19 protein-coding genes are annotated in these 23,602 nt (G+C 73.7%); all 19 read left to right on the top strand.

Annotated features, from left to right (window positions below):
• The first annotated feature begins 35 nt into the window (after positions 1-35).
• The 19 genes from KMZ30_RS04500 to dnaE all read left to right on the top strand — a co-directional run bounded on the left by KMZ30_RS04500 (position 36) and on the right by dnaE (position 23,598).
• Positions 36-1,841, top strand: a complete 1,806-nt coding sequence (locus tag KMZ30_RS04500) for a peptidoglycan D,D-transpeptidase FtsI family protein (protein ID WP_215511398.1) — start codon at positions 36-38, stop codon at positions 1,839-1,841.
• A gap of 10 nt (positions 1,842-1,851) precedes the next feature.
• On the top strand, positions 1,852-3,390 hold the full coding sequence (locus KMZ30_RS04495; protein WP_215511399.1) for a UDP-N-acetylmuramoyl-L-alanyl-D-glutamate--2,6-diaminopimelate ligase: 1,539 nt from the start codon (positions 1,852-1,854) through the stop codon (positions 3,388-3,390).
• On the top strand, positions 3,387-4,790 hold the full coding sequence (locus tag KMZ30_RS04490; RefSeq protein WP_215511400.1) for a UDP-N-acetylmuramoyl-tripeptide--D-alanyl-D-alanine ligase: 1,404 nt from the start codon (positions 3,387-3,389) through the stop codon (positions 4,788-4,790). Before KMZ30_RS04495 ends, KMZ30_RS04490 begins: the two co-directional genes overlap by 4 nt.
• Positions 4,787-5,869: a phospho-N-acetylmuramoyl-pentapeptide-transferase gene (gene mraY, locus KMZ30_RS04485; protein ID WP_215511401.1), complete on the top strand. Its 1,083-nt coding sequence runs from the start codon at positions 4,787-4,789 to the stop codon at positions 5,867-5,869. The genes KMZ30_RS04490 and mraY overlap by 4 nt, the downstream gene beginning before the upstream one ends.
• On the top strand, positions 5,866-7,356 hold the full coding sequence (gene murD / locus KMZ30_RS04480) for a UDP-N-acetylmuramoyl-L-alanine--D-glutamate ligase (protein ID WP_215511402.1): 1,491 nt from the start codon (positions 5,866-5,868) through the stop codon (positions 7,354-7,356). Before mraY ends, murD begins: the two co-directional genes overlap by 4 nt.
• A gap of 3 nt (positions 7,357-7,359) precedes the next feature.
• Complete coding sequence (gene ftsW / locus KMZ30_RS04475) at positions 7,360-8,622, top strand: putative lipid II flippase FtsW (protein ID WP_215511403.1); 1,263 nt, start codon at positions 7,360-7,362, stop codon at positions 8,620-8,622.
• Complete coding sequence (murG, locus tag KMZ30_RS04470; protein ID WP_215511404.1) at positions 8,619-9,710, top strand: undecaprenyldiphospho-muramoylpentapeptide beta-N-acetylglucosaminyltransferase; 1,092 nt, start codon at positions 8,619-8,621, stop codon at positions 9,708-9,710. Before ftsW ends, murG begins: the two co-directional genes overlap by 4 nt.
• Before the next feature lie 2 nt (positions 9,711-9,712).
• Positions 9,713-11,170, top strand: coding sequence for a UDP-N-acetylmuramate--L-alanine ligase (gene murC, locus KMZ30_RS04465; RefSeq protein ID WP_215511405.1), 1,458 nt, complete (start codon positions 9,713-9,715; stop codon positions 11,168-11,170).
• Entirely contained in the window at positions 11,167-11,922 is a 756-nt protein-coding gene (locus KMZ30_RS04460) for a cell division protein FtsQ/DivIB (RefSeq protein ID WP_215511406.1), read from the top strand. Before murC ends, KMZ30_RS04460 begins: the two co-directional genes overlap by 4 nt.
• A 232-nt stretch (positions 11,923-12,154) precedes the next feature.
• Positions 12,155-13,423, top strand: coding sequence for a cell division protein FtsZ (gene ftsZ, locus KMZ30_RS04455; RefSeq protein WP_215511407.1), 1,269 nt, complete (start codon positions 12,155-12,157; stop codon positions 13,421-13,423).
• Between the two features lie 29 nt (positions 13,424-13,452).
• The gene (locus KMZ30_RS04450; protein WP_372447498.1) at positions 13,453-14,157 is read left to right on the top strand and encodes a purine nucleoside phosphorylase YfiH/LACC1 family protein; all 705 of its coding nucleotides are present in this window, start codon (positions 13,453-13,455) and stop codon (positions 14,155-14,157) included.
• Positions 14,154-14,855 carry a YggS family pyridoxal phosphate-dependent enzyme gene (locus KMZ30_RS04445; protein WP_308279540.1) on the top strand — a complete coding sequence of 234 codons (702 nt, stop codon included), beginning with the start codon at positions 14,154-14,156 and terminating at the stop codon, positions 14,853-14,855. The genes KMZ30_RS04450 and KMZ30_RS04445 overlap by 4 nt, the downstream gene beginning before the upstream one ends.
• 56 nt (positions 14,856-14,911) lie before the next feature.
• Entirely contained in the window at positions 14,912-15,397 is a 486-nt protein-coding gene (locus KMZ30_RS04440) for a cell division protein SepF (RefSeq protein WP_215511408.1), read from the top strand.
• A gap of 48 nt (positions 15,398-15,445) precedes the next feature.
• The gene (locus tag KMZ30_RS04435; RefSeq protein WP_215511409.1) at positions 15,446-15,736 is read left to right on the top strand and encodes a YggT family protein; all 291 of its coding nucleotides are present in this window, start codon (positions 15,446-15,448) and stop codon (positions 15,734-15,736) included.
• 141 nt (positions 15,737-15,877) lie between these two features.
• Positions 15,878-17,404, top strand: a complete 1,527-nt coding sequence (locus KMZ30_RS04430) for a DivIVA domain-containing protein (protein ID WP_215511410.1) — start codon at positions 15,878-15,880, stop codon at positions 17,402-17,404.
• A 172-nt stretch (positions 17,405-17,576) separates the two neighbouring features.
• The gene (locus KMZ30_RS04425; RefSeq protein ID WP_215511411.1) at positions 17,577-18,428 is read left to right on the top strand and encodes a TraR/DksA family transcriptional regulator; all 852 of its coding nucleotides are present in this window, start codon (positions 17,577-17,579) and stop codon (positions 18,426-18,428) included.
• Positions 18,401-18,982 carry a signal peptidase II gene (lspA, locus tag KMZ30_RS04420; protein ID WP_215511412.1) on the top strand — a complete coding sequence of 194 codons (582 nt, stop codon included), beginning with the start codon at positions 18,401-18,403 and terminating at the stop codon, positions 18,980-18,982. Before KMZ30_RS04425 ends, lspA begins: the two co-directional genes overlap by 28 nt.
• The gene (locus tag KMZ30_RS04415) at positions 18,975-19,898 is read left to right on the top strand and encodes an RluA family pseudouridine synthase (RefSeq protein ID WP_215511413.1); all 924 of its coding nucleotides are present in this window, start codon (positions 18,975-18,977) and stop codon (positions 19,896-19,898) included. The genes lspA and KMZ30_RS04415 overlap by 8 nt, the downstream gene beginning before the upstream one ends.
• Before the next feature lie 79 nt (positions 19,899-19,977).
• Positions 19,978-23,598 (top strand): DNA polymerase III subunit alpha, encoded by a 3,621-nt coding sequence (gene dnaE, locus KMZ30_RS04410; protein ID WP_215511414.1) that lies wholly within the window; start codon positions 19,978-19,980, stop codon positions 23,596-23,598.
• Positions 23,599-23,602: the final 4 nt, after the last annotated feature.

The following is a 23,602-nucleotide window of genomic DNA, read 5'->3' as shown; positions in this document are numbered from 1 at the left end:
CCACGCCCGACCCGGGGCCGAGCACGCGCCGCCGCATGCGGGCCCTCACCGTGGCGACGGTCTTCGTCCTGTCGGTCTTCGGCGCCCAGCTCGTGCGCATCCAGGGGCTCGACGCCCGGGCCGTGGCGGCCGAGGCCGAGAGCAAGCGCGTCACGGCGCAGATCATCCCGGCGATGCGGGGGCAGATCCTCGCCGCCGACGGCACGGTGCTCGCCTCGAGCGTCGTCCGCGAGGTCGTCACCGTCGACCAGACCGTCGTCTGCACGTACGGCACGAAGAAGAACACCTGCGACCCGGCGACCGCCGGCGAGGCCGTGCAGCGCGCGGCCGAGCAGCTCGCACCGCTCCTCGGCACGCCCGTCAGCGAGCTCGTGACCCAGCTGACGGGGACGAGCCGCTACCGCATCCTCAGCAAGGACGTCACCCCGCTGACGTGGAACAAGATCGCGCAGCTCGGGATCCCCGGCGTGCTGCGGGACCGCCGCGAGACGCGGTCCGAGCGCACCTACCCGCAGGGCACGACGACCGCCGCGCTCGTCGGGTACGTCACCGACGACGGCACTCCCGGCGGCGGTGTCGAGCTCATGGTCGACAAGGAGCTCGAGGGCACGCCCGGCAAGACGACGTACGAGCAGGGCCGCGACGGCACGGCCATCCCGGCCGCCGCGTCGAGCACGACCCCGGCCGTCGACGGCCGCGACGTGCACCTCACCGTCAACTCCTCGCTCCAGTGGTACGCCCAGAACGCGCTCGCCCAGCGGATCAAGGAGACCAAGGCGACGGCCGGGACGGTCGTCATCATGGACGCCCGCAACGGCGACCTGCTCAGCGTGGCCTCCTACCCGACCTTCGACCCCGACACCGACGTGGGCAAGAAGGGCGCGCAGCTGGACAACAAGGCGTTCTCCGACGTCTTCGAGCCGGGCTCGACGGCCAAGATCATGACGATGTCCGCGGCCCTCGAGGAGGGCACCGTCACGCCGTCGACCCCCGTCGTCATCCCGAACCGGCTGCCCCGCTTCGGCATGCCGTTCAAGGACTCCCACGAGCACCCGACGCAGTACCGGACGGTCGCCGGCACCCTCGCGGAGTCGAGCAACATCGGCACCATCCTCGTCTCCGAGACGCTCAAGCCCTCGACCCTCGAGCGCTACTTCCACAAGTTCGGGCTCGGCTCCCGCTCCGGCGTCGGCTACCCCGGCGAGTCCGGCGGCATCCTGCCGAAGTCCTCGACCTGGAGCGGCACCCAGCGCGCCACGGTGGCCTTCGGCCAGGGCATCTCGGTGACCGCCATCCAGGCCGCGTCGGTCTTCCAGACCATCGCCAACGGGGGCGTCCGCGTCGCCCCGCGGCTCGTCGACAGCGTCACCGAGTCCGACGGCACGGTGACGAAGACGCCGACGGCCAAGGGCACCCGCGTGGTCTCGGAGAAGACCGCCGGCGACGTCAGCAAGATGCTCGAGGGTGTCGTCAGCCCGGACGGCACCGCCGAGGAGGCGCAGATCCCCGGCTACCGCATCGCGGGCAAGACCGGCACCGCCGAGTACTACGACGACAAGGTCAAGAAGTACAGCGGCAAGACGGCGAGCTTCATCGGGTACGCCCCGGCGGACGACCCCCAGGTCGTCGTGGCCGTCATCGTCCAGAAGCCGACCTACCCCTTCTTCGGCGGCTACGTCGCGGGACCGGTGTTCAAGGACGTCATGACCTACGCCCTCCAGGAGCTGAAGATCCCGCCGACGGGCAAGAAGGCGCAGCACCTGTCCCTCGAGCTCGACCCGAAGGAGGCGCTGTCGGACCCCGACGTGCTGCGTGACGGCAAGAAGCAGCCGAGGCGGTAAGGTCGTCCGGATGCCTTCGCCTCGGCCGTCCTCGCCGCGCCGGACCCCGCTCCACGAGCTCGCAGCCCTCGTCGGCGCGCCGGCGCCCGCCTCCGACCCCGTCGTCACGGGGGTCACCCTCGACTCGCGCGCCGTGCGCCCGGGGGACCTCTACGCCGCCCTGCCCGGGGCCCGCGCCCACGGCGCCGACTTCGGCGCCCAGGTCGCCGCGGCCGGGGCGGTCGCCGTCCTCACCGACGCCGCGGGCCACGACCGGCTCGTGGCCGCCGGCGTCGACCTTCCGGCCGTCGTCGTCGAGGAGCCACGGGCGGTGCTCGGCGCCGTCGCCGCGCGCGTCTACGGCACCGAGGAGCTGCCGGTCCGCCTCGTCGGCATCACCGGGACCAACGGCAAGACGACGACCGCCTACCTCGTCCACTCGGCGCTCACCGCCCTCGGTCACGAGGTCGGGCTCATCGGCACGGTCGAGACCCGCATCGGCGACGAGCGCGTCGGCAGCGTCCGCACCACCCCCGAGGCCCCCGACCTACACGCCCTCCTCGCGGTGATGGCCGAGCGCGGCCTCGACACCTGCGTCATGGAGGTGAGCAGCCACGCCCTCGCCCTGCACCGGGTCGACGGGGTCGTCTACGACGTCGCCCTGTTCACCAACCTCAGCCAGGACCACCTCGACTTCCACCACGACATGGACGACTACTTCGCCGCCAAGGCCTCGCTCTTCACCCCCGAGCGCGCCCGCCGCGGGCTGGTCTGCACCGACGACGCCTGGGGCACACGACTGCTCGGCGAGGCGTCGGTGCCCGTCGCGTCGCTGGCGACCGGGACGGACGCCGACTGGACGGTGCACCCCGACGCCGCCGACCCGGCCGCGTTCCGGCTGACCGGCCCGGACGGCGTCGACCTCGCCCTGCGCTCCGCGCTGCCCGGGGACTTCAACGTCACGAACACGGCGATGGCCGCCGCGGCGCTCGTGCTCGCGGGGGAGGCCCCCGAGCGCGTCGCCGAGGCCGTCCTCGCCGACCCGCACGTGCCCGGCCGGATGGAGCGGGTCGCCGTCGAGGGTGCCGACCTCCCGCGCGCCGTCGTCGACTACGCGCACACCCCCGACGCCATCAGCGCCGCCCTCCGTGCGCTGCGACCGACGACCCCGGGCACGCTCGTGTGCGTCACCGGCGCCGGCGGCGACCGCGACCGCGACAAGCGCCACGCGATGGGCGCCGCCGCCGCCCAGGCCGCCGACCTCGTCGTCGTCACCGACGACAACCCGCGCTCGGAGGACCCCGCCGCCATCCGCGCCGCCGTCCTCGCGGGCGTCGAGTCCATCCGGTCGCAGGGCCGCGAGGTCCGGGTCGTCGAGGTCGGCGACCGCCGCCGCGCGATCCGCGAGGCCGTGGCCGCCGTCGCCGCCGAGGGCCCCGCCGCGACCGTGGCCGTCGTCGGCAAGGGCCACGAGACCGGGCAGGACGTCGGGGGAGAGGTCCACCCGTTCGACGACCGCGACGAGCTGCGGGAGGCCCTGCGCCTCGCGGCGGCGGTGGTGGCGCCGTGATCCCCGTCCCCCTCGCCGAGGTCGTCGCGCTGACCTCCGGCCGGCTCACCGGTGTCCCGGAGGCCGACGCCGCGTCCGTCCTCGTCGACGGCCCGGTCGTCACCGACTCCCGCGAGGCCGCTCCCGGCGGCCTGTACGTCGCCCGCGTCGGCGAGCACGCCGACGGCCACGACTTCGCCGGCGCCGCGATCGGGGCCGGCTGCGTCGCCGCGCTGACGACGCGTCCGCTCGAGGGCCTGCCCTGCGTCGTCGTCGACGACACCCAGGAGGCCTTCGCCGCCCTCGCCCGGGCGGTCGTCGACCGCTCGCCGCACCTCGCCGTCGTCGGCATCACGGGCAGCTCGGGCAAGACGAGCACCAAGGACCTGCTCGGCACGGTGCTCGCGACCGCCGGCCCGACCGTCGCGCCCGTCGGTTCGTACAACTCCGAGGTCGGCGTGCCGCTCACCGTCTGCCGGGTCGCCCCCGACACCCGGTTCCTCGTCGTCGAGATGGGGGCCCGCGGGGTCGGCCACATCGCCTACCTGGCCCGGATGGCCCCACCGCGCATCGGGGTCGTCCTCAACGTCGGCACCGCGCACGTCGGCGAGTTCGGGTCGCGCGAGGCCATCGCCCGGGCCAAGTCCGAGCTGCCCGCGGCCGTCCCGGCCGACGGCGTGGCCGTGCTCAACGCCGACGACCCCGCCGTCCGCGCCATGGCGGCGGTCACCGACGCCCGCGTCGTCCTCGTCGGCGAGGCCGAGGACGCCGAGGTCCGGGCGAGCGACATCGCCCTCGACGCCGGGGGCCGCGCGTCCTTCACGGTGCACACGCCCGCGGGCTCGGCCGACGTCACGCTCGGCCTCGTCGGGCGCCACCACGTCGGCAACGCCCTGTCCGTCCTCGCCGTCGCGCTCGAGCTCGGCCTGGCCCTGCCCGACGTCGTCGCCGCCCTCGGCGCGGCCACGCCGGTCAGCCGCTGGCGGATGGAGGTCACCGAGCGGGCGGACGGCGTGACCCTCGTCAACGACGCGTACAACGCGAACCCGGACTCGATGCACGCCGCCCTCGAGGCCCTGCGCCGGATGGGGGAGGGCCGGCGCACCTGGGCCGTCCTCGGCACGATGCTCGAGCTCGGCCCCGAGTCCGACGCCCTCCACGCCGAGGTCGGCGCCGACGTCGTCGCCCACGACGTCGACGAGCTGCTCGTCGTCGGGGAGGCCGCGGTCCACCTCGCCGAGGGCGCGTCCGCGGCCGGTGGGCGCACCCGTGTCCGGACCGTCGCCGACGCCGCCGAGGCCGAGGCGCTCCTGCGCGCCGAGCTGCGCGCGGGCGACGTGGCCCTGTTCAAGTCGAGCCGCGACGCCGGGCTACGGTTGCTCGGAGACTCGCTCGCCACCCCCCAGGAGCACCACCCGTGAAGGCCGTCCTCATCGCCGCCGTGGTCTCCCTCGTGCTGGCCCTGTTCGGGACCCCCACCTTCATCCGCTTCCTCGTGAAGAAGGGGTACGGGCAGTTCATCCGCGACGACGGGCCCACCTCGCACCACACCAAGCGCGGCACCCCGACGATGGGCGGCGCCGTCATCGTGCTGTCCTCGCTCGCCGCCTACGCCGTCGCGCACCTCGTGACGGGCCAGACGCCCTCGGTCAGCGGCCTGCTCGTGCTCTTCCTCATGGCGGGGATGGGGCTGGTCGGCTTCCTCGACGACTTCATCAAGATCAGCAAGCAACGCAGCCTCGGCCTGCGCTCGGGGCAGAAGCTCGCGGGGCAGACGCTCGTCGCCGTCGTCTTCGCGGTGCTCGCGCTCCAGTTCCCCAACAGCTCCTTCCGCACGCCCGCCTCGACGGCGATCTCGTTCGTGCGCGACACCCCGGTCAACCTCGCCTTCGCGGGGACGGTCGTCGGCGTCATCCTCTTCGTCATCTGGGCCAACGTCATCGTCGCGGGCACCTCCAACGGGGTGAACCTCACCGACGGCCTCGACGGCCTGGCCACGGGCGCGTCGGTCATGGTCTTCGCGTCGTACGTGCTCATCGGCATCTGGCAGTTCAACCAGAACTGCCAGTGGAACCCCGGCACCAAGTGCTACGAGGTCCGCGACCCGCACGACCTCGCGATCGTCGCCGCGTGCGGCATGGGCGCCTGCTTCGGCTTCCTCTGGTGGAACGCCTCGCCGGCCAAGATCTTCATGGGCGACACCGGCTCGCTCGCGCTGGGCGGCGGGCTCGCCGGCCTGGCCATCCTCACCCGCACCGAGCTGCTCGTCGTCGTCCTCGGCGGCCTCTTCGTCACCATCACGCTCTCGGTCATCATCCAGGTCGCCTCGTTCAAGACGACGGGGAAACGGGTGTTCAAGATGGCACCCCTGCAGCACCACTTCGAGCTCCTCGGCTGGCAGGAGGTCACGATCGTCATCCGGTTCTGGATCGTCGCGGGCCTCTTCGTCGCGCTCGGCCTCGGGCTGTTCTACGCCGAGTGGGTCGTGGGGGCCGGATGAGCGCCGGGTCCGCCCGCACCGACGCGCTGACCCACCGCGAGGCCGACTGGGCCGGGCTGCGGGTGCTCGTCGCCGGGCTCGGGGTCTCCGGGTTCGCCGCGGCCGACGCGCTCCTCGAGCGCGGCGCGGAGGTCCTCGTCGTCGACGGCCGGGAACCCGCCGACGGCTCGGCGATGTCCGAGCGCGCGCACATCCTCGACATCCTCGGCGCCCGGCTGCGCTGGGGGAGCGAGGCCGTGTCGGCCCTGCCCGACGAGGCGCTCGACCTCGTCGTCACCTCCCCGGGCTGGCGCCCCGACCAGCCGCTGCTCACCGCCGCCGCTGCGGCCGGCCTCCCGGTCTGGGGCGAGGTCGAGCTCGCCTGGCGGATGCGCCCGCGCGAGGGCGCGGCGCCGTGGCTGACCGTCACCGGCACGAACGGCAAGACGACGACGGTGCAGATGCTCACCGCGATGCTGCGCGCCGCCGGGCTGCGGGCCTGCAGCGCGGGCAACGTCGGCACGCCCATCCTCGAGGCCGTCATGGACCCCCAGCCCTACGACGCCATCGCCGTCGAGCTCTCGAGCTTCCAGCTGCACTGGTCGCACTCGCTCGCGCCGGAGGCGTCGGTCTGCCTCAACATCGCGCCCGACCACGTCGACTGGCACGGCTCGCTCGAGGAGTACGCCGCCGCCAAGGGCAAGGTGTACGCCAACACCGAGGTCGCGTGCGTCTACAACGTCGACGACGAGGCCACGCGGCGCCTCGTCGAGGACGCCGACGTCCAGGAGGGCTGCCGGGCCGTCGGCTTCCGGCTCGGGACGCCGGGCCTGTCCGAGCTCGGGCTCGTCGAGGACGTCCTCGCCGACCGCGCCTTCGTCGCCGAACGCCGCACCTCGGCCGCCGAGCTCGGCACCCTCGACGACCTGCGCGCGGGCCCCGACGCGCCGGTGCCCGCGCCGCACCTCGTGGCCAACGCCCTCGCCGCCGCCGCGCTGGCCCGGGCCCACGGTGTGCCGCCGTCGGCCGTCCGCCAGGGGATGCGCGACTTCGTGCCCGAGCCGCACCGCATCGCCGACCTCGGGGTCCTCCGCGGCGTGCGCTGGGTCGACGACTCCAAGGCCACCAACCCGCACGCGGCGCAGGCCAGCCTGGCCGCGTTCGAGCACGTCGTCTGGGTCGCGGGCGGGCTGCTCAAGGGCGCCGACGTCGACGGCCTCGTCGCCGCCGTCGCCGACCGCCTGCGCGGCGTCGTCCTGCTCGGGCGTGACCGTTCGGCCATTTCCGAGGCGCTCGCCCGACACGCGCCGGATGTCCCGGTCGTCGACGTGGCGCAAACCGACACTGGAGCCATGGACACCGTGGTGGAGCACGCCCTCGACCTCGCCCACCCGGGCGACGTCGTCCTGCTCGCACCGGCCGCGGCGTCGATGGACATGTTCGCGAACTACGGTGCGCGCGGCGACGCCTTCACTGCGGCGGTGCGGCGGCTCACCGGCGAGGGGTAGCCCGTGTCGTCCACCACCGCCCCGGCCCGGCAGACCGCGCGCGGCACCTCGCGGCTGCACGCGTGGGTCGAGCGCTTCGACTCGCCCGTCACGACGTACTACCTGCTGCTCTTCCTCACCGGCGCCCTCGTCGTCTTCGGGCTGATCATGGTCCTGTCGGCCAGCGCGATCACCGCCCTCGACACCGACGGCTCGGCCTACGCGATCTTCGCGACCCAGGCCGTCTACGCGGCGATCGGCGTCGTCGCCCTCGCGGTCGCCTCGCGCATCCCGGCGGGGACCTGGCGCCGGCTCGCGGTCTGGGTGCTGCTCGCCGGCATCGCGCTGCAGCTGCTCGTCTTCACCCCGCTCGGCCGTGGCGGCTTCCAGGGCAACCGCAACTGGGTCTTCATCGGACCCATCAGCATCCAGCCGTCGGAGGCCATCAAGGTCGGCCTGGCCCTGGCCGGCGGTGCCGTGCTCGCCACGAAGCGTCGGCACCTGCGCGAGCTCGGCCACGTCCTCGTCCCGTACCTCGTCCCGCTCGCCGCGCTCGGGGTCGGCACGGTCGCCCTCGGCCACGACCTCGGGACCGTGCTCATCCTCGGGGCGGTCGTGGCCGGTGTGCTCTTCGCCGCGGGGATCCCGGTGCGCTGGTTCGTCATCGCGGGCATCCCGTTCCTCGGGGCCGTCGTCGCGTTCGTCCTCACGAGCCCCAACCGCCTCGGTCGCTTCGACGTCTGGCTCGGCCGGGACACCGACGAGTGGGGGGTCGCGCGCCAGTCCATCCACGGGCGCTACGCCCTCGCCGACGGCGGCTGGCTCGGGCTCGGGCTGGGGCAGAGCCGCGAGAAGTGGGGCCTGCTGTCGGAGGCCCACAACGACTTCATCTTCGCGATCATCGGCGAGGAGCTGGGGCTGCCCGGCACCCTCGCGGTCCTCCTGCTGTTCGCCGGGTTCGCCTTCGCCTGCTACCGCCTCGTCAGCCGGTCCGAGGACTTCTTCGTCCGGGTCGTCACGGCCGGGGTCATGACGTGGATCATCGTCCAGGCGCTCGTCAACATCGGTGCGGTCATCGGCCTGCTGCCGGTCATCGGCGTCCCGCTGCCGCTCGTCTCCTCCGGCGGCTCCTCGCTCATCACGACGATGGGTGCGCTCGGCATCCTCCTGTCCTTCGCCCGCCACGAGCCGGGGTGCCGCGAGGCGCTCTCGGCCCGGCCGTCGTCGGTGCGCCGCTCGCTCGCGGTGGTCTCCGGCGCGGTGCGCGGACGCCGGGGCCGGTCGTGAGCGGCGTCCCGGGCTCGGTCCTCCTCGCGGGCGGAGGCACGGCCGGGCACGTCTCGCCGCTCCTCGCGCTCGCCGACTGCCTGCGCCGCCGCGACCCCGACGTCCGGGTCACCGCGCTCGGCACCGCTCAGGGCCTCGAGGCCCGGCTCGTGCCCGAGCGCGGCTACCCGATGCTCGAGGTGCCGCGGGTCCCGTTCCCCCGCAGGCCGGGTGCCGCTGTCCTGCGGCTGCCGGGCAACCTGCGGCGCGCCGTCGCCGCGGCCGAGGCCGCGATCGAGTCGACCGGCGCCGAGGTGGTCGTCGGGTTCGGCGGGTTCGTCGCATCGCCGGCCTACCTCGCCGCGCGCCGGCGCAGGGTGCCGGTCGTCGTCCACGAGCAGAACGCGCGCCCGGGGCTGGCCAACCGGCTCGGGGCGCGCGTCGCCGCGGAGGTCGCGGTGACGTTCCCCGGCACGGCGCTCCCGGGGGCGACCGTGACGGGGATGCCGCTGCGCCACGAGATCGCGACCCTCGACCGCGCCGCCCACCGCGTGGAGGCGCGGGAACGGTTCGGGCTCACCGACGCCCCCACGCTGCTGGTCACCGGCGGCTCCCTCGGGGCCGCCCGGCTCAACGCGGCCTTCGCCGGCGCCGTGCACGAGCTGTCGGCGGCCGGGGTTCAGGTGCTGCACGTCACCGGGACCGGCAAGGAGTTCGACCCCGGGCCCCTCCCCGGTGCCCCCTACGTCGTCCTGCCCTACTGCGACCGGATGGACCTCGCCTACGCCGCCGCCGACCTCGTCGTCGCCCGGGCCGGCGCCAACACCGTCTGCGAGCTGACCGCCGTCGGCCTGCCCGCCGTCTACGTCCCGCTGCCGGTCGGCAACGGCGAGCAGCGGCTCAACGCCGCGCACGTCGTCGAGGCCGGCGGCGGCCTCCTCGTCGACGACGCCGCGGTCGACCCGGCGTGGGTCGGCTCCGCCGTCGTCCCGCTCGTCACCGACCCCGCCCGGGTGGCCGCGATGGCGACCGCCGCGGCGTCGGTGGGGGAGCGCGACGGCGACGAGCTGCTCGCCGACCTCGTCGTCCGCGCCGCCGGGAGGCGCTGAGCGTGCCCGTCACCAACGAGCGCTTCGACCTCGCCGCCGACGTCCCTGCCTGGGACGCCCTGGGCGCCGTCCACCTCGTCGCGATCGGTGGGGCCGGGATGTCGGCCGTCGCGCGGCTCCTGCTGCAGCGCGGGGTGGCGGTCAGCGGCTCCGATGCCGCCGACTCGCCGGTGCTCGACGCGCTGCGAGCGGCGGGCGCGACGGTCTGGGTCGGCCACGACCCCGCGCACCTCGAGGGCGTCGACACCGTCGTCGTCTCGTCCGCGATCCGCGAGGACAACCCGGAGCTCGCGGCCGCGCGGGAGCGCGGCCTGCGCGTGCTCCACCGCTCGCAGGCCCTCGCCGCCGTCTCCGCCGGCACCCGGGTCGTCGCCGTCGCCGGCGCCAACGGCAAGACGACGACCACCTCGATGCTCACCGCCGCGCTCGTCCACGCCGGCGCGGACCCCTCGTTCGCCAGCGGTGGCGAGATCGCGCAGCTCGGGACGAACGCGGCCCTCGGGCGCGGGGAGGCGTTCGTCGTCGAGGCCGACGAGAGCGACGGCAGCTTCGTCGTCTACCGGCCCGAGGTCGCGGTCGTCACGAGCGTGCAGCCGGACCACCTCGACTTCTACGGGACGGCCGAGGCCGTCACGGAGGCCTACGACGTGTTCGCCCGCACCCTTCGCCCGGGCGGGCTGCTCGTCGCGTGCCACGACGACCCGGGGGCCCTCGCGCTCGCGCTCCGGCACCGCACCGACGGGCACCGGGTCCTCACCTACGGCGAGCACGCCGACGCCGACGTGCGCGTCCTCGCGGTGCGGGCCGACGGGCTGGGCACCAGTGCTCGCGTGCGCCACGGCGGACGCGAGGTGGACCTCGAGCTGCGCGTGCCGGGACTGCACAACGTCCTCGACGCCGTGGGCGCGCTGTGCGCCGCGGTCGACGGCCTCGGCGCCGACCTCGACGCCGTGGTCGACGGGCTCGGGGGCTTCACCGGTGCCCGCCGCCGGTTCGAGGTGCGGGGAGAGGTCGGCGGCGTGACCGTCGTCGACGACTACGCCCACAACCCGGCCAAGGTGGCCGCGGTGGTCTCGACCGCGGCGGGGGTGGTGGCCAGGGCGGGCCGCGGACGCGTGCTCGTCGTCTTCCAGCCGCACCTCTACAGCCGCACCCGTGACTTCGCCGAGGCCTTCGCGCGGGCGCTGGCCCCGGCCGACCACGTCGTGCTCCTCGACGTCTACGGGGCCCGCGAGGCGCCGCTGCCCGGGGTGACGTCGGCGCTGGTCGGCGACCCCCTCGTCGAGCTGCCCGGCCGCCGGCGCGTCGACGTCGGGGTCGACGCCGACCGCGCGGTCGACCTCCTCGCGGACGCCGCGGCGCCCGGCGACCTCGTGCTCACCGTCGGTGCGGGTGACGTGACCCACCTCGGCCCGCCGCTCCTCGCGGCGCTGCGCGAGCGGGCGGGGGAGCGCGCGTGAGCCACACGGCGACCCGGCGCCCCGGTGCCCGCGGACTCGAGTCGTCGGCGTCCCGCTTCCGGGAGCGCGCGCTCGCGCGCCGCCGCCGCCCCTGGGTGCGCGGTCTCGCCGCCCTCGTCGTGCTGGCCCTCGTCGCCGGCGCCGGGTGGCTCGTCGGCTGGACCGGTGTGCTCGGGGTCCACGACGTCGAGGTCGTCGGGGTCTCCGGCTCCGAGGCCGCCGCCGTCCGGGAGCTCGTCGAGGTGGCTCCCGGCACGCCGCTCGTGCGCGTCGACACGGCGGCCGTCGAGACCGAGGTCCGCACGCGCGTCACCGTCGCCGAGGTGTCGGTCCGGCGGTCGTGGCCGCGCACGCTCGTCGTCGACGTCGTCCCGCGGGTCCCGTCCATCGTCGTCAAGAACCCTCAAGGTCGACTGGAGGTCGTGGACGCGACCGGGGTCTCGTTCGGCACCGTCGCGAAGGCACCGAAGGGGGTCCCGGTCGTCACCGCGACGGGCTCCCGCTCGATGACGCCGGAGGCGTTGCAGGCGGCGCTCGCCCTGTTGCGGGACCTGCCGTCCGACCTCTCCGACGACGTCCGGTCGGTCACGGTCAGCAGCGCCGACCTCGTCACCTTCACGCTGCGCGGCAAGACGGTCGTCTGGGGCGGCGAGGACGAGGCCGAGCTGAAGATCCGCGTCCTGCGCGCCCTCCTGACGACCAAGGCGAAGACGGTCGACGTCAGCGCGCCGGACACCCCCGTCACCCGCTGAGACCCCCGGGGCAGGAGTGACCGGTGGGGCGGGTGAGGCTCTGCCTGAGAGGCGTGACAGGATTTGCCCGACGCGATGTCGCGACACGCCCAGCCGGAGGGTGCAGGAGGCCCGCGCCGCGACGTAGCGTCACCCCATCGACAACCGTGACCGAACCGTAACCCTGTACCTGAGGTCGAGGGTTACTCGAGTCGCACACACGCCTGTGACCTGATTTGGAAGGCCGATTCCCGTGGCAGCACCCCAGAACTACCTCGCCGTCATCAAGGTCGTCGGCATCGGCGGAGGCGGTGTCAACGCCATCAACCGGATGATCGAGGTCGGCCTCAAGGGTGTCGAGTTCATCGCCGTCAACACCGATGCGCAGGCGCTCCTCATGTCCGACGCCGACGTCAAGCTCGACGTCGGCCGCGAGCTGACCCGCGGCCTCGGCGCCGGCGCCGACCCCGAGGTCGGCAAGAAGGCCGCCGAGGACCACGCCGAGGAGATCGAGGAGGTCCTCAAGGGGGCCGACATGGTCTTCGTCACCGCCGGCGAGGGTGGTGGCACCGGCACTGGTGGCGCCCCCGTCGTCGCCCGGATCGCCAAGGGCCTCGGCGCGCTGACCATCGGTGTCGTGACGCGCCCCTTCACCTTCGAGGGCCGCCGGCGCGCCAACCAGGCCGAGAACGGCATCGCCGCGCTGCGCGAGGAGGTCGACACCCTCATCGTCATCCCGAACGACCGGCTGCTCTCGATCAGCGACCGCGGCGTCTCGATGCTCGACGCGTTCCGCAGCGCCGACCAGGTGCTCCTCTCGGGTGTCCAGGGCATCACCGACCTCATCACGACGCCGGGCCTGATCAACCTCGACTTCGCGGACGTCAAGTCCGTCATGCAGGGTGCCGGCTCCGCGCTCATGGGCATCGGCTCCGCCCGCGGCGAGGACCGCGCGGTCCAGGCCGCCGAGCTCGCGATCTCCAGCCCGCTCCTCGAGGCGAGCATCGACGGCGCGCACGGCGTGCTCCTGTCGATCCAGGGTGGCAGCGACCTCGGGCTCTTCGAGATCAACGAGGCCGCGCGCCTGGTCCAGGAGGCCGCGCACCCGGAGGCGAACATCATCTTCGGTGCCGTCATCGACGACGCGCTCGGCGACGAGGTGCGCGTCACCGTCATCGCGGCGGGCTTCGACGGCGGCGCCCCGGTCCGCCGGGCCGACGACCGCGCCCTCGGCACCATCCAGGGTCGCCCGGCGGCTGCCGCGCCGGCCGCCGCCGCGCCGGTGGCGCCGCCCGTCCAGCCCCCGGTGCACCAGCCTCCGGTCCACCAGCCGGCCCCGGTGCAGCAGGCGCCCGCGCCGCAGGCCCCCGCCCCGGTCGCGGCCCCGCGCCCCGAGCATGAGGACGCCCCGGTCCGCACCGAGCGCGAGTCGACCCCGGCCGAGCCGGTCCGGCAGCAGCCGCCGCGCACCGTGACGTTCGACGAGAACGACGACCTCGACGTCCCGGACTTCCTCAAGTAGTGACGACGTCGACGCCCATCGGGGGCGGGGTGCTCCTCTGGGAGGACTCCGCCCCCGCGGCGTGGCGTGCCCTGACCGGCCGCCCGGGCGGGGTGAGCCGCGGGCCGTGGTCGGGGCTCAACCTCGGGCTGCACGTCGAGGACGACGAGGCCGACGTCCGCGAGAACCGGCGCCGCCTCGGGGAGGCCGTCGGCCGGCCGCTGGTCTGGATGGACCAGTGCCACGGCGCCGAGGTCGCGGTCGTCGACGCCGTGCCCGAGGTCGCCCCGCGGTGCGACGCCCTCGTGACGACCTCGCCCGACCTCGCCCTCGTCGTCCTCGTCGCCGACTGCGTCCCGGTGCTCCTCGCGAGTCCCGAGGGGGTCGTGGCCGCCGTGCACGCCGGCCGGCCCGGGATGGTCGCCGGCGTGGTCGGCCGGGCGGTCGCCGCGATGCGGGACCTCGGCGCGCGCTCGCTCGACGCCGTCGTCGGACCCTCGGTCTGCGGCCGGTGCTACGAGGTGCCGGCCGCGATGCGCGACGACGCCGCGCGGGTCGCGCCGGTCAGCGCCACGGTCTCGTGGACCGGGACCCCGGCCCTCGACGTGGGGTCCGGGGTCGTCGCCCAGCTGGCCGCGCTCGACGTGCCCGTCACGTGGGTGGCCGGGTGCACGCGTGAGCGCGAGGACCTCTACTCCTACCGCGGGGCGGGCACGACCGGTCGCTTCGCGGGTGTCGTCGCGAGGTCGCGGTGAGCACGCCGGAGCGGCGTGCCGAGCTCACGCAGCGCCTGGCCGCCGTGCGCGCGCGCATCGACGCGGCGATGGAGGCGGCCGGTCGCACCGACCCGGTGACGCTCGTCGCGGTCACGAAGTTCTTCCCCGCCTCGGACGTCGACCTCCTCGCGGAGCTGGGCGTCACCGACATCGGCGAGAACCGCGACCAGGAGGCCTCGGCGAAGGTCGCCGAGCTCGCCCACCGCGACCGGGTCACCGTCCACTTCATCGGCCAGCTGCAGTCCAACAAGGCCGGGTCGGTCGCCCGGTACGCCGACGTCGTCCACTCCCTCGACCGGGCGAAGATCGCCCGCGCGCTGGACCGGGCGGCGCAGCGCGAGGGCCGTGTCCTCGACGTCCTCGTCCAGGTGGGGCTCGACGCCGCCGGCGGACGCGGGGGAGTCGCGCCCGAGGCGGTGCGGGACCTCGCCGACGTCGTCGGCGGTCTCGAGCACGTGCGCCTGCGGGGGCTCATGGCCGTCGCGCCGCTCGGCGAGCCGGCTCGCCCCGCCTTCGCCCGGCTGCGCGGTCTCGCGGAGACGGTGCGCGCCGACCACCCCGCCGCCACGTGGCTCTCGGCCGGGATGAGCGGCGACCTCGAGGACGCCGTCGCCGAGGGGGCGACACACCTGCGTGTCGGGTCGGCAATCCTCGGTTCTCGCGAGTCCCACCGGTAACTTCGATCACGACGCAACGGCCCTGACCCGCAGGACCGACGACCGAGGAGCACTGGATGGCTGGCGCGCTGCGCAAGACGATGGTCTACCTGGGCCTCGCCGAGGACCAGGGCCGCTACGACGACGAGTACTACGACGGCTACGACGAGCCGGAGGCCGACGACCACGGCCACGACCGTGTCGAGCACCGAGGAGCCGAGGTGACCCCTCTCCCGACCCGCCGTCCCGTCGCCGAGGTCGTGCGCACGCACGAGGCCGCGAGCGTCTCGCGGATCACGACGATCCACCCGCGCACGTACAACGAGGCCAAGACCATCGGCGAGAGCTTCCGTGACGGCGTCCCCGTCATCATGAACCTCACCGACATGGGCGACGCCGACGCCAAGCGACTCGTCGACTTCGCCGCCGGTCTCGTCTTCGGCCTGCACGGCTCGATCGAGCGCGTCACCTCGAAGGTCTTCCTCCTCTCGCCCGAGACGGTCGAGGTCCTCGCGGAGGACGGTCAGGCCGTCGCCGGCCGCTCGGTCTTCAACCAGAGCTGACGACGCCCCGCGCACGGGCCCGTCAGGTCCATCCGTCACACTCGACCCATGGGTGCCGTCTTCGCCGTCCTCGCCTTCGTGGTCTTCCTCTACCTCGTCGTGCTCATCGGGCGGGTCGTCTTCGACTGGATCCGCATCCTCGCGCGTGAGTGGCGGCCGCGCGGACCGGTCCTCCTCGTCGTGGAGCCGATCTACACCCTGACCGAGCCGCCGCTGCGGGCCCTGCGCAAGGTCATCCCCCCGCTGCGCCTCGGCGCGGTCTCGGTGGACCTGTCCTTCATGGTCCTGTTCATCGGCGTGATCATCCTCCAGCGGATCCTCGAGGGCCTGGCCGCCTGACCGCCCGGGCGGACCCCGCAGGCCACACCCGTCACACGTGGTCGGCGATCGTCTAGGCTGGCCTGCGGACGTCCGGAGCCCGCCCCGTCGTGGTCCCCGGACGCCGGACCGTGTTTCCCCACCGGCCACCAGGAGTTGTGCATGGCTCTCACGCCCGAGGACGTCCTCAACAAGACGTTCACCCAGACCCAGTTCCGTCGGGGCTACGACGAGCGCGAGGTCGACGACTTCCTCGACGACATCGTCGCCGAGATGCGCCGGATGTCCAAGGAGTCCGAGGACCTGCGCGGCGAGCTGTCGGCGAACCGCGAGGGCCGCGGCATGGCACCGACCGCCGCGATGGCGCGCCCGGACGCGGAGTCCTCCCGCGAGGCCGAGGAGCTGCGCTCCAAGAACGCGACGCTCGCCGCCCGCGTCTCCGAGCTCGAGGGCGCCCGCAGCGACCTCGCGGCGCAGCTCGAGGAGCTGCAGCAGAGCAGCGGCGAGGGTGACTCCCGGGTCGCCGAGGCCCAGGGCCAGCTCGAGGAGCTCCGCGGCCAGCTCAAGCAGATGGGCGAGCGCACCGCCGAGCTCGAGCAGCTCCTCGCCCAGCGCGACGCCGAGATCGAGGCGCTGCGCGGCGAGAGCGGCGACATCGACGCCCGCGTCGCCGACGCCGAGCGCCGCGCCGGCGAGTTCCAGAACCAGAGCGCCCAGGCCGAGCGCCACGCCGCCTCGCTCGAGGAGCGGGTCCAAGAGCTCGAGGGCCAGCTCGCCGGCGTGACCGGCGAGCGCGACGACCACGCCGCCGCCCTCGCCGCCGCCCGCCAGGAGCAGGGCGACGCCGTCGACGAGCAGGTGTCGGTCCTCACGACCCGTCTCGAGGAGTCCCGCCGCGAGGCCGACGAGCGCGTCGCCGCCGTCGAGGAGCGTCTCGCCGAGGCCGAGCGTCGTGCCGCCGAGGCCGAGCAGCAGGCCCAGGAGGCGACGCAGCGCGCCGAGGCCGCCGAGCAGCGGGCCGCCGAGAAGCCGGAGCAGGCGCAGGGCGACTCCGCCGGTGGCGCCGCCGCCCTCGCGGGCGCCGGTGGTGGCGCCAGCGCCGCGGGCGTCATCGCCCTCGCGCAGCGCCTCCATGACGAGCACGTCGCCGCCGGTGAGTCCAAGCGCGACGAGCTCGTGTCCGAGGGCCAGCGCAAGCACGACGAGCTCGTCGGCTCCGCGCAGCGCAAGCACGACGAGCTCATCTCGACGGGCCAGGCCCGCAACGAGGAGCTCGTCACCACGGGTCAGGCCCGGCACGACGAGCTGGTCTCGACCGGTCAGGCGCAGCACGACGAGCTGGTCTCGACCGGTCAGGCGCAGCACGACGAGCTCGTCTCGACGGCCACGGCGCAGCGGGACGAGATGATCGGCACCGCGACGACCCAGCGCGACGAGATGCTCACCGAGGCGCGCGAGCGCTCGACGGGCATGGTCGCCGAGGCGCAGCAGAAGAAGGCCTCGATCCTCGAGGAGCTCGGCCGCGAGCGGAACCTCCTCGAGCGCAAGATCGAGTCGCTGCGCAGCTTCGAGCGCGACTACCGCGCCCGCCTGCACGACTACATCCAGGGCCAGCTGGCGGACCTCAAGAACGTCGCCGCCGACGACGACGAGGCGCCGGCCGAGCAGCCGCAGGAGCAGCAGGCCTGACGCACGCGTCAGCACACGAGGGGCCCGGGAGCGATCCCGGGCCCCTCGTGCGTCCGGCGAACGCACAGGCGGGACCCGGCGTTTCGGCGCCCCGCCGCCCCGGCCGTGCCCGTATCCTCGGCGCACCGGGCGGGCCGCGAGGGCCCACCCCGTCCCCGAAAGGGCGCAGGCCATGGTGGTGAAGCGGGCCCTGTCCGCCGCGAAGCAGACGACCTCGCGGGCGGCCGGCGCCGCCCGGAAGGCGGTGACGCGCGGCTCGGGAGGCGGCGCAGCGAAGGCCGAGGCGACGACGAAGGCCGCGCCCGCGAAGAAGGCGGCGACGACGAAGACCGCGACGAAGAAGACCGCCACCAAGGCGGCGCCCGCGAAGAAGGCTCCGGCGAAGAAGGCGGCGCCCGCGAAGAAGGCCCCGGCGAAGAAGGCCGCGCCCGCGACGAAGGCTCCCGCCACGAAGGCGGCGCCCGCGACCAAGGCCGCGCCCGCGAAGAAGGCTCCCGCCACGAAGGCGGCGCCCGCGAAGAAGGCCGCGTCGGCCGAGAAGGCCCCCGCGACCAAGGCCGCGCCCGCGAAGAAGGTCTCCGCGAAGAAAGCACCGGCGAAGAAGGCACCGGCCAAGAAGGCCGTGACCGCCGCCTCGCTGCCCGTCCGCGGGGACGAGAGCCCGTGGACCGCCGCCGAGCTGCGGGAGGTCCGTCGCGAGCTCGAGCACGACGCCGAGCAGCTGCGCACCGAGATCGCCGACGCGGCGTCCGACCTCGTCCACCTCATGCGCGACTCGGGCGACGGTGCGGGCGACGACCAGGCCGACGCGGGCGCCAAGACCTACGAGCGCGAGCAGGAGATCTCGCTGGCCAACAACGCCCGCGAGATGCTCGAGCAGACCGAGCACGCGCTCGAGCGGCTCGCGGACGGCAGCTACGGCACGTGCGAGTCGTGCGGCAACCCGATCGGCAAGATGCGGCTCCAGGCCGCTCCTCGTGCGACCCTGTGCATGCCATGCAAGACGAAGCAGGAGCGCCGCTGACGGCGGCCGACGCCACCCCCGCCCATCCCTCCGAGCCCCGGAGCGAGCGCCGCAGCCGCCTGCGCGCCCTCCTGCTGACCATCGCGGTGGTCGTCCTCGTGCTCGACCAGGCCACGAAGGTGTGGGCCCTCGCGGCCCTCACCCCCGGGCAGCCGGTCGGGCTCGTCGGCGACGCGATCCGGCTCAACCTCATCCGCAACCCGGGGGCGGCGTTCTCGCTCGGCGACACGAGGACGTGGATGCTCACCGTCCTCTCGCTCGTCATCCTCGTGTTCGTCCTCGTCGCGGTGCGCCGGGTCGGCAACCGGCCGTGGGCGGTGGCCCTCGGGCTGCTCCTCGGCGGCGCCGTCGGCAACCTCGTCGACCGCCTCGTCCGCGAGCCGGGCCCGGGTCGCGGTCACGTCGTCGACTTCATCGACTACTTCGGCTGGTTCGTCGGCAACGTCGCCGACATCGCGATCGTCGTCGCGGCCGGGCTCGTCATGGTCCTCGCCTACCGGGGGACCCCGCTCGGCCCGGTCGGCCAGCACGCGGCGGAGCCGGCCGATGGCTGACCAGCGCACCGTCCTCGTCCCCGACGGGCTGGAGGGCGAGCGCGTCGACGCCGCCATCGCCCGTCTCTTCGGTCTCTCCCGCACCCGGGCCGCCGACCTCGCGGCCGCCGGCGAGGTCGCCGTCAACGCGAGCCCGGTCGGCAAGAGCCACCGGGTGAGCGCCGGCGACATGCTCGAGGTCTCGATCCCCAGCGGCCCGGCGAGCCCGACCCTCGAGGTCGTCGCCGAGCCGGTGCCGGGGATGCGGGTCGTCCACGACGACGACGACATCGTCGTCGTCGACAAGCCGGTCGGCGTCGCGGCGCACCCGAGCGTCGGGTGGACCGGCCCGAACGTCCTCGCGGGCCTCAAGGCCGCCGGGTACCGCATCTCGACGAGCGGCGCGAGCGAGCGGCAGGGCATCGTCTCGCGCCTGGACGTCGGCACCTCCGGGCTGATGGTCGTCTGCAAGAGCGAGCGCGGCTACAGCGTCCTCAAGCGCGCGTTCAAGGAGCGGCGGGTCGAGAAGACCTACCACACGCTCGTCCAGGGCCTCCCGGACCCGCTCGTCGGGACGATCGACGCCCCCATCGGGCGCCACCCCGGCCACGACTACAAGTTCGCGGTGATGGACTCCGGCAAGCCCGCGGTCACGCACTACGAGCTGCTCGAGGCCTTCCGCCACGCCAGCCTGCTCGAGGTGCACCTCGAGACCGGGCGCACCCACCAGATCCGCGTCCACATGGCGGCCGTGCGCCACCCCTGCGTCGGCGACCCGACCTACGGCGCCGACCCCACGCTCGCGCGCCGCCTCGGCCTCGAGCGGCAGTGGCTGCACGCCGTCGGGCTCGGCTTCGAGCACCCCGGCTCGGGGGAGTGGGTCACCTTCGAGAGCGGCTACCCGGCCGACCTCCAGGAGGCGCTGGACCGGCTCTGAGCCGGTCCGACGGGGGCTCGCGGCGACACGGACCCCGACACGCCGAGGGTGTCCCCGGGGCGACCTAGGATGGTCCGCGATGTCCACCCCCGCCGCCCCGACCCCGAGCCCCACGTCGTCCTCGAAGGGCGACTCGTTCGTGCACCTGCACGTGCACACCGAGTACTCGATGCTCGACGGCGCGGCCCGCATCGGCGACCTGTTCACCCGCGCCGCCGAGATGGGGATGCCGGCCCTCGCGACGACCGACCACGGCTACGTCTTCGGGGCGTACGAGTTCTGGAAGAAGGCCCAGGGCACGGGCGTCAAGCCGATCATCGGCGTCGAGGCGTACGTCACGCCGGGCACCCACCGCACCGACAAGACGCGCGTCAAGTGGGGTGACGAGCGCACCCGTCCCGGCGACGACGTGTCCGGCTCCGGCGCCTACACGCACATGACGCTGCTGGCCCGCGACAACGTCGGCCTGCACAACCTCTTCCGGATGGACAGCCAGGCCTCGCTCGACCAGGTCTACGCGAAGTGGCCGCGGGTCGACCGCGAGCTGCTCGACCGGTACGGCCAGGGGCTCATCGCGACCACCGGCTGTCCCTCCGGCGAGATCCAGACCCGCATCCGCCTCGGCCAGTACGACCTCGCGAAGCAGGCCGCCGCGGACTTCCGCGACATCTTCGGCCGCGAGAACTACTTCTGCGAGCTGATGGACCACGGCCTCGACATCGAGCGCCGGGTGCAGCAGGACCTCCTGCGCCTGGCCCGCGAGCTCGACCTGCCGCTCGTCGCGACGAACGACCTGCACTACACGAGCCCCGAGGACGCCAAGGCCCACGGCGCGCTCCTGTGCGTCCAGTCCGGCTCGACGATGATGGACCCGGGCCGGTTCAAGTTCGACGCCGACGACTTCTACCTCAAGAGCCCGGCCGAGATGCGCCACACCTGGCGCGAGCTGCCCGAGGCCTGCGACAACACCCTCCTCATCGCCGAGATGTGCGACATCTCGTTCACCGAGGGCGAGGGCCGGTACATGCCGCGCTTCCCCTGCCCGCCCGGCGAGGACGAGACGAGCTGGTTCGTCAAGGAGGTCCAGAAGGGCCTGCACGAGCGCTTCCCCGGCGGGATCCCCGAGTACGCCCAGAAGCAGGCGGACTACGAGGCCGAGGTCATCGTCTCCAAGGGCTACCCGGGGTACTTCCTCGTCGTCGCCGACTTCATCACCTGGGCCAAGGAGAACGGCATCCGCGTCGGCCCGGGCCGTGGCTCGGGTGCGGGCTCGATGTGCGCCTACGCGATGAAGATCACCGACCTCGACCCCGTCCCGCACGGCCTGATCTTCGAGCGGTTCCTCAACCCCGAGCGCGCCTCGATGCCCGACTTCGACGTCGACTTCGACGAGCGCCGGCGCGGCGAGGTCATCCGCTACGTCACCGAGAAGTACGGCGCCGAGCGGGTCGCGCAGATCGTCACGTACGGCACGATCAAGGCCAAGCAGGCGGTCAAGGACTCCGCCCGCGTCATGGGGCACCCGTTCGCCGTCGGCGAGCAGCTGACCAAGGCGATGCCGCCGGACGTCATGGGCAAGGGCGTGCCGCTGTCGGGCATCTACGACCCGAACCACCCCCGCTACGGCGAGGGCAAGGAGTTCCGCGACCTCGTCGCCCAGGAGCAGCACCTCCAGGAGGTCGTCGAGACCGCGAAGGGCCTCGAGGGCCTCAAGCGGCAGTGGGGCGTGCACGCGGCCGGCGTCATCATGTCGAGCGAGCCGCTCATCGACGTCATCCCGATCATGCGGCGCCTGCAGGACGGGCAGGTCATCACGCAGTTCGACTACCCGAGCTGCGAGTCGCTCGGCCTGGTCAAGATGGACTTCCTCGGGCTGCGCAACCTGACGATCCTCGACGACGCGATCATCAACGTGCGCTCCAACCGCGGCGAGGAGATCGACCTCGACGCGCTGTCCAAGGACATGACCGACAAGGCCACCTACGACCTCCTCGCGCGCGGCGACACCCTCGGGGTCTTCCAGCTCGACGGCGGCGGGATGCGCACGCTGCTCAAGCTGATGCAGCCGGACAACTTCGAGGACATCTCCGCGGCCCTCGCGCTCTACCGCCCCGGCCCGATGGGCGTCAACGCGCACACGAACTTCGCCCTGCGCAAAAACGGCAAGCAGGAGCTCGTCCCGCTCGACCCGCAGCTCAAGGGCAAGCTCCAGCCCGAGATGGTCGAGGCGCTCGAGCCGATCCTGCAGACGACCTACGGCCTGGTGATCTACCAGGAGCAGGTCATGGAGATCGCCCAGAAGCTCGCCGGGTACACCCTCGGCAACGCCGACCTCCTGCGCCGCGCGATGGGCAAGAAGAAGAAGGAGGTGCTCGACAAGGAGTACGTCCCCTTCTCCGACGGCATGAAGGCCAACGGCTACAACGAGGCCTCGGTCGCGGCCCTCTGGGGCGTCCTCGTCCCGTTCTCCGACTACGCGTTCAACAAGGCGCACACCGCCGCCTACGGCCTCGTCTCCTACTGGACCGGCTACCTCAAGGCCAACTACCCGGCCGAGTACATGGCCGCGCTGCTCACGAGCGTCGGTGACGACAAGGACAAGTCGGCCCTCTACCTCGGCGAGTGCCGCCGGATGGGCATCAAGGTCCTCCCGCCGGACGTCAACGACTCCGTCGGGCCGTTCGCCGCGGTCGGCACCGACATCCGCTTCGGCCTGCACGCGATCCGCAACGTCGGCCAGAACGTCGTCGAGGCGATCATCGCCGCCCGCGAGGAGAAGGGACGCTTCACCTCCTTCCGCGACTTCATGTCCAAGGTGCCGGCGGTCGTGTGCAACAAGCGGACCATCGAGTCGCTCATCAAGGGCGGCGCGTTCGACGGCCTCGCCGAGACCCGGATGGGCCTGCTGCGCATCCACGAGGAGTACGTCGACGCGTTCGTCGCGGTCAAGCGGCAGGAGGCGATCGGGCAGGACAGCCTCTTCGGGGCCTTCGCCGACGACGCCGGCTCCGGCGGGGGCGGCGGCGACATGATGGGCCTGGCCCCCGTGCCCGGGGTCGAGTGGGACAAGCAGACCCTGCTGTCCTTCGAACGCGAGATGCTCGGCCTCTACGTCTCCGACCACCCGCTCTTCGGGGTCGAGCACGTCCTCTCCGCGCACGCCGACACCCAGATCGCCGCCCTCACCGGCGACGACGCGGGCCGCCCCGAGGGGGCGATGGTCACCATCGCCGGTCTCATCACCGGGCTGCAGATCAAGCGCACGAAGAAGGGCGACCTCTGGGCCATCGCGACCCTCGAGGACCTCGCCGGCTCCATCGAGTGCCTCTTCTTCCCGAGCGCGTACATGACCGTGGCGGGGATGCTCCAGCAGGACCAGATCGCCGTCGTGCGCGGCAAGCTCAACAAGCGCGACGACTCGGTGTCGATCTACGCGCAGGAGCTCACCCTGCCGGACGTCAGCGAGGGGCCGCGCGGCCCGGTCGTCGTGACGATGGAGACCGTCCGGGCGACCCCGCAGCGGATCGAGGAGCTCAAGGGCGTCCTCACCAACCACCCGGGCACGACCGAGGTCCACCTCAAGCTCGTCAAGCCCGGGCGGACCGTCGAGATCCGTCTCGACCCGGCCTACCGGGTCTCCGCCGACGGTGCCCTCTTCGGTGACCTCAAAGTGCTGCTCGGCCCGCGCTGCCTCTCCTGAGCGC

Origin of the sequence: Phycicoccus mangrovi (assembly GCF_018729305.1) — a bacterium.
Taxonomy (GTDB): Bacteria; Actinomycetota; Actinomycetes; order Actinomycetales; family Dermatophilaceae; genus Phycicoccus; species Phycicoccus jejuensis.
The sequence above is the reverse complement of the archived record's forward strand: the minus strand, read 5'-3'. Positions and strand labels throughout refer to the sequence as shown.

Coding starts and splice junctions, on each gene's coding strand:
- KMZ30_RS04500 (WP_215511398.1), top strand. CDS start 36: ATGCGGGCCCTCACCGTGGCGACGGTCTTCGTCCTGTCGGTCTTCGGC.
- KMZ30_RS04495 (WP_215511399.1), top strand. CDS start 1,852: ATGCCTTCGCCTCGGCCGTCCTCGCCGCGCCGGACCCCGCTCCACGAG.
- murD (WP_215511402.1), top strand. CDS start 5,866: ATGAGCGCCGGGTCCGCCCGCACCGACGCGCTGACCCACCGCGAGGCC.
- KMZ30_RS04440 (WP_215511408.1), top strand. CDS start 14,912: ATGGCTGGCGCGCTGCGCAAGACGATGGTCTACCTGGGCCTCGCCGAG.
- KMZ30_RS04435 (WP_215511409.1), top strand. CDS start 15,446: ATGGGTGCCGTCTTCGCCGTCCTCGCCTTCGTGGTCTTCCTCTACCTC.
- KMZ30_RS04430 (WP_215511410.1), top strand. CDS start 15,878: ATGGCTCTCACGCCCGAGGACGTCCTCAACAAGACGTTCACCCAGACC.
- KMZ30_RS04425 (WP_215511411.1), top strand. CDS start 17,577: ATGGTGGTGAAGCGGGCCCTGTCCGCCGCGAAGCAGACGACCTCGCGG.
- lspA (WP_215511412.1), top strand. CDS start 18,401: ATGCAAGACGAAGCAGGAGCGCCGCTGACGGCGGCCGACGCCACCCCC.
- KMZ30_RS04415 (WP_215511413.1), top strand. CDS start 18,975: ATGGCTGACCAGCGCACCGTCCTCGTCCCCGACGGGCTGGAGGGCGAG.
- dnaE (WP_215511414.1), top strand. CDS start 19,978: ATGTCCACCCCCGCCGCCCCGACCCCGAGCCCCACGTCGTCCTCGAAG.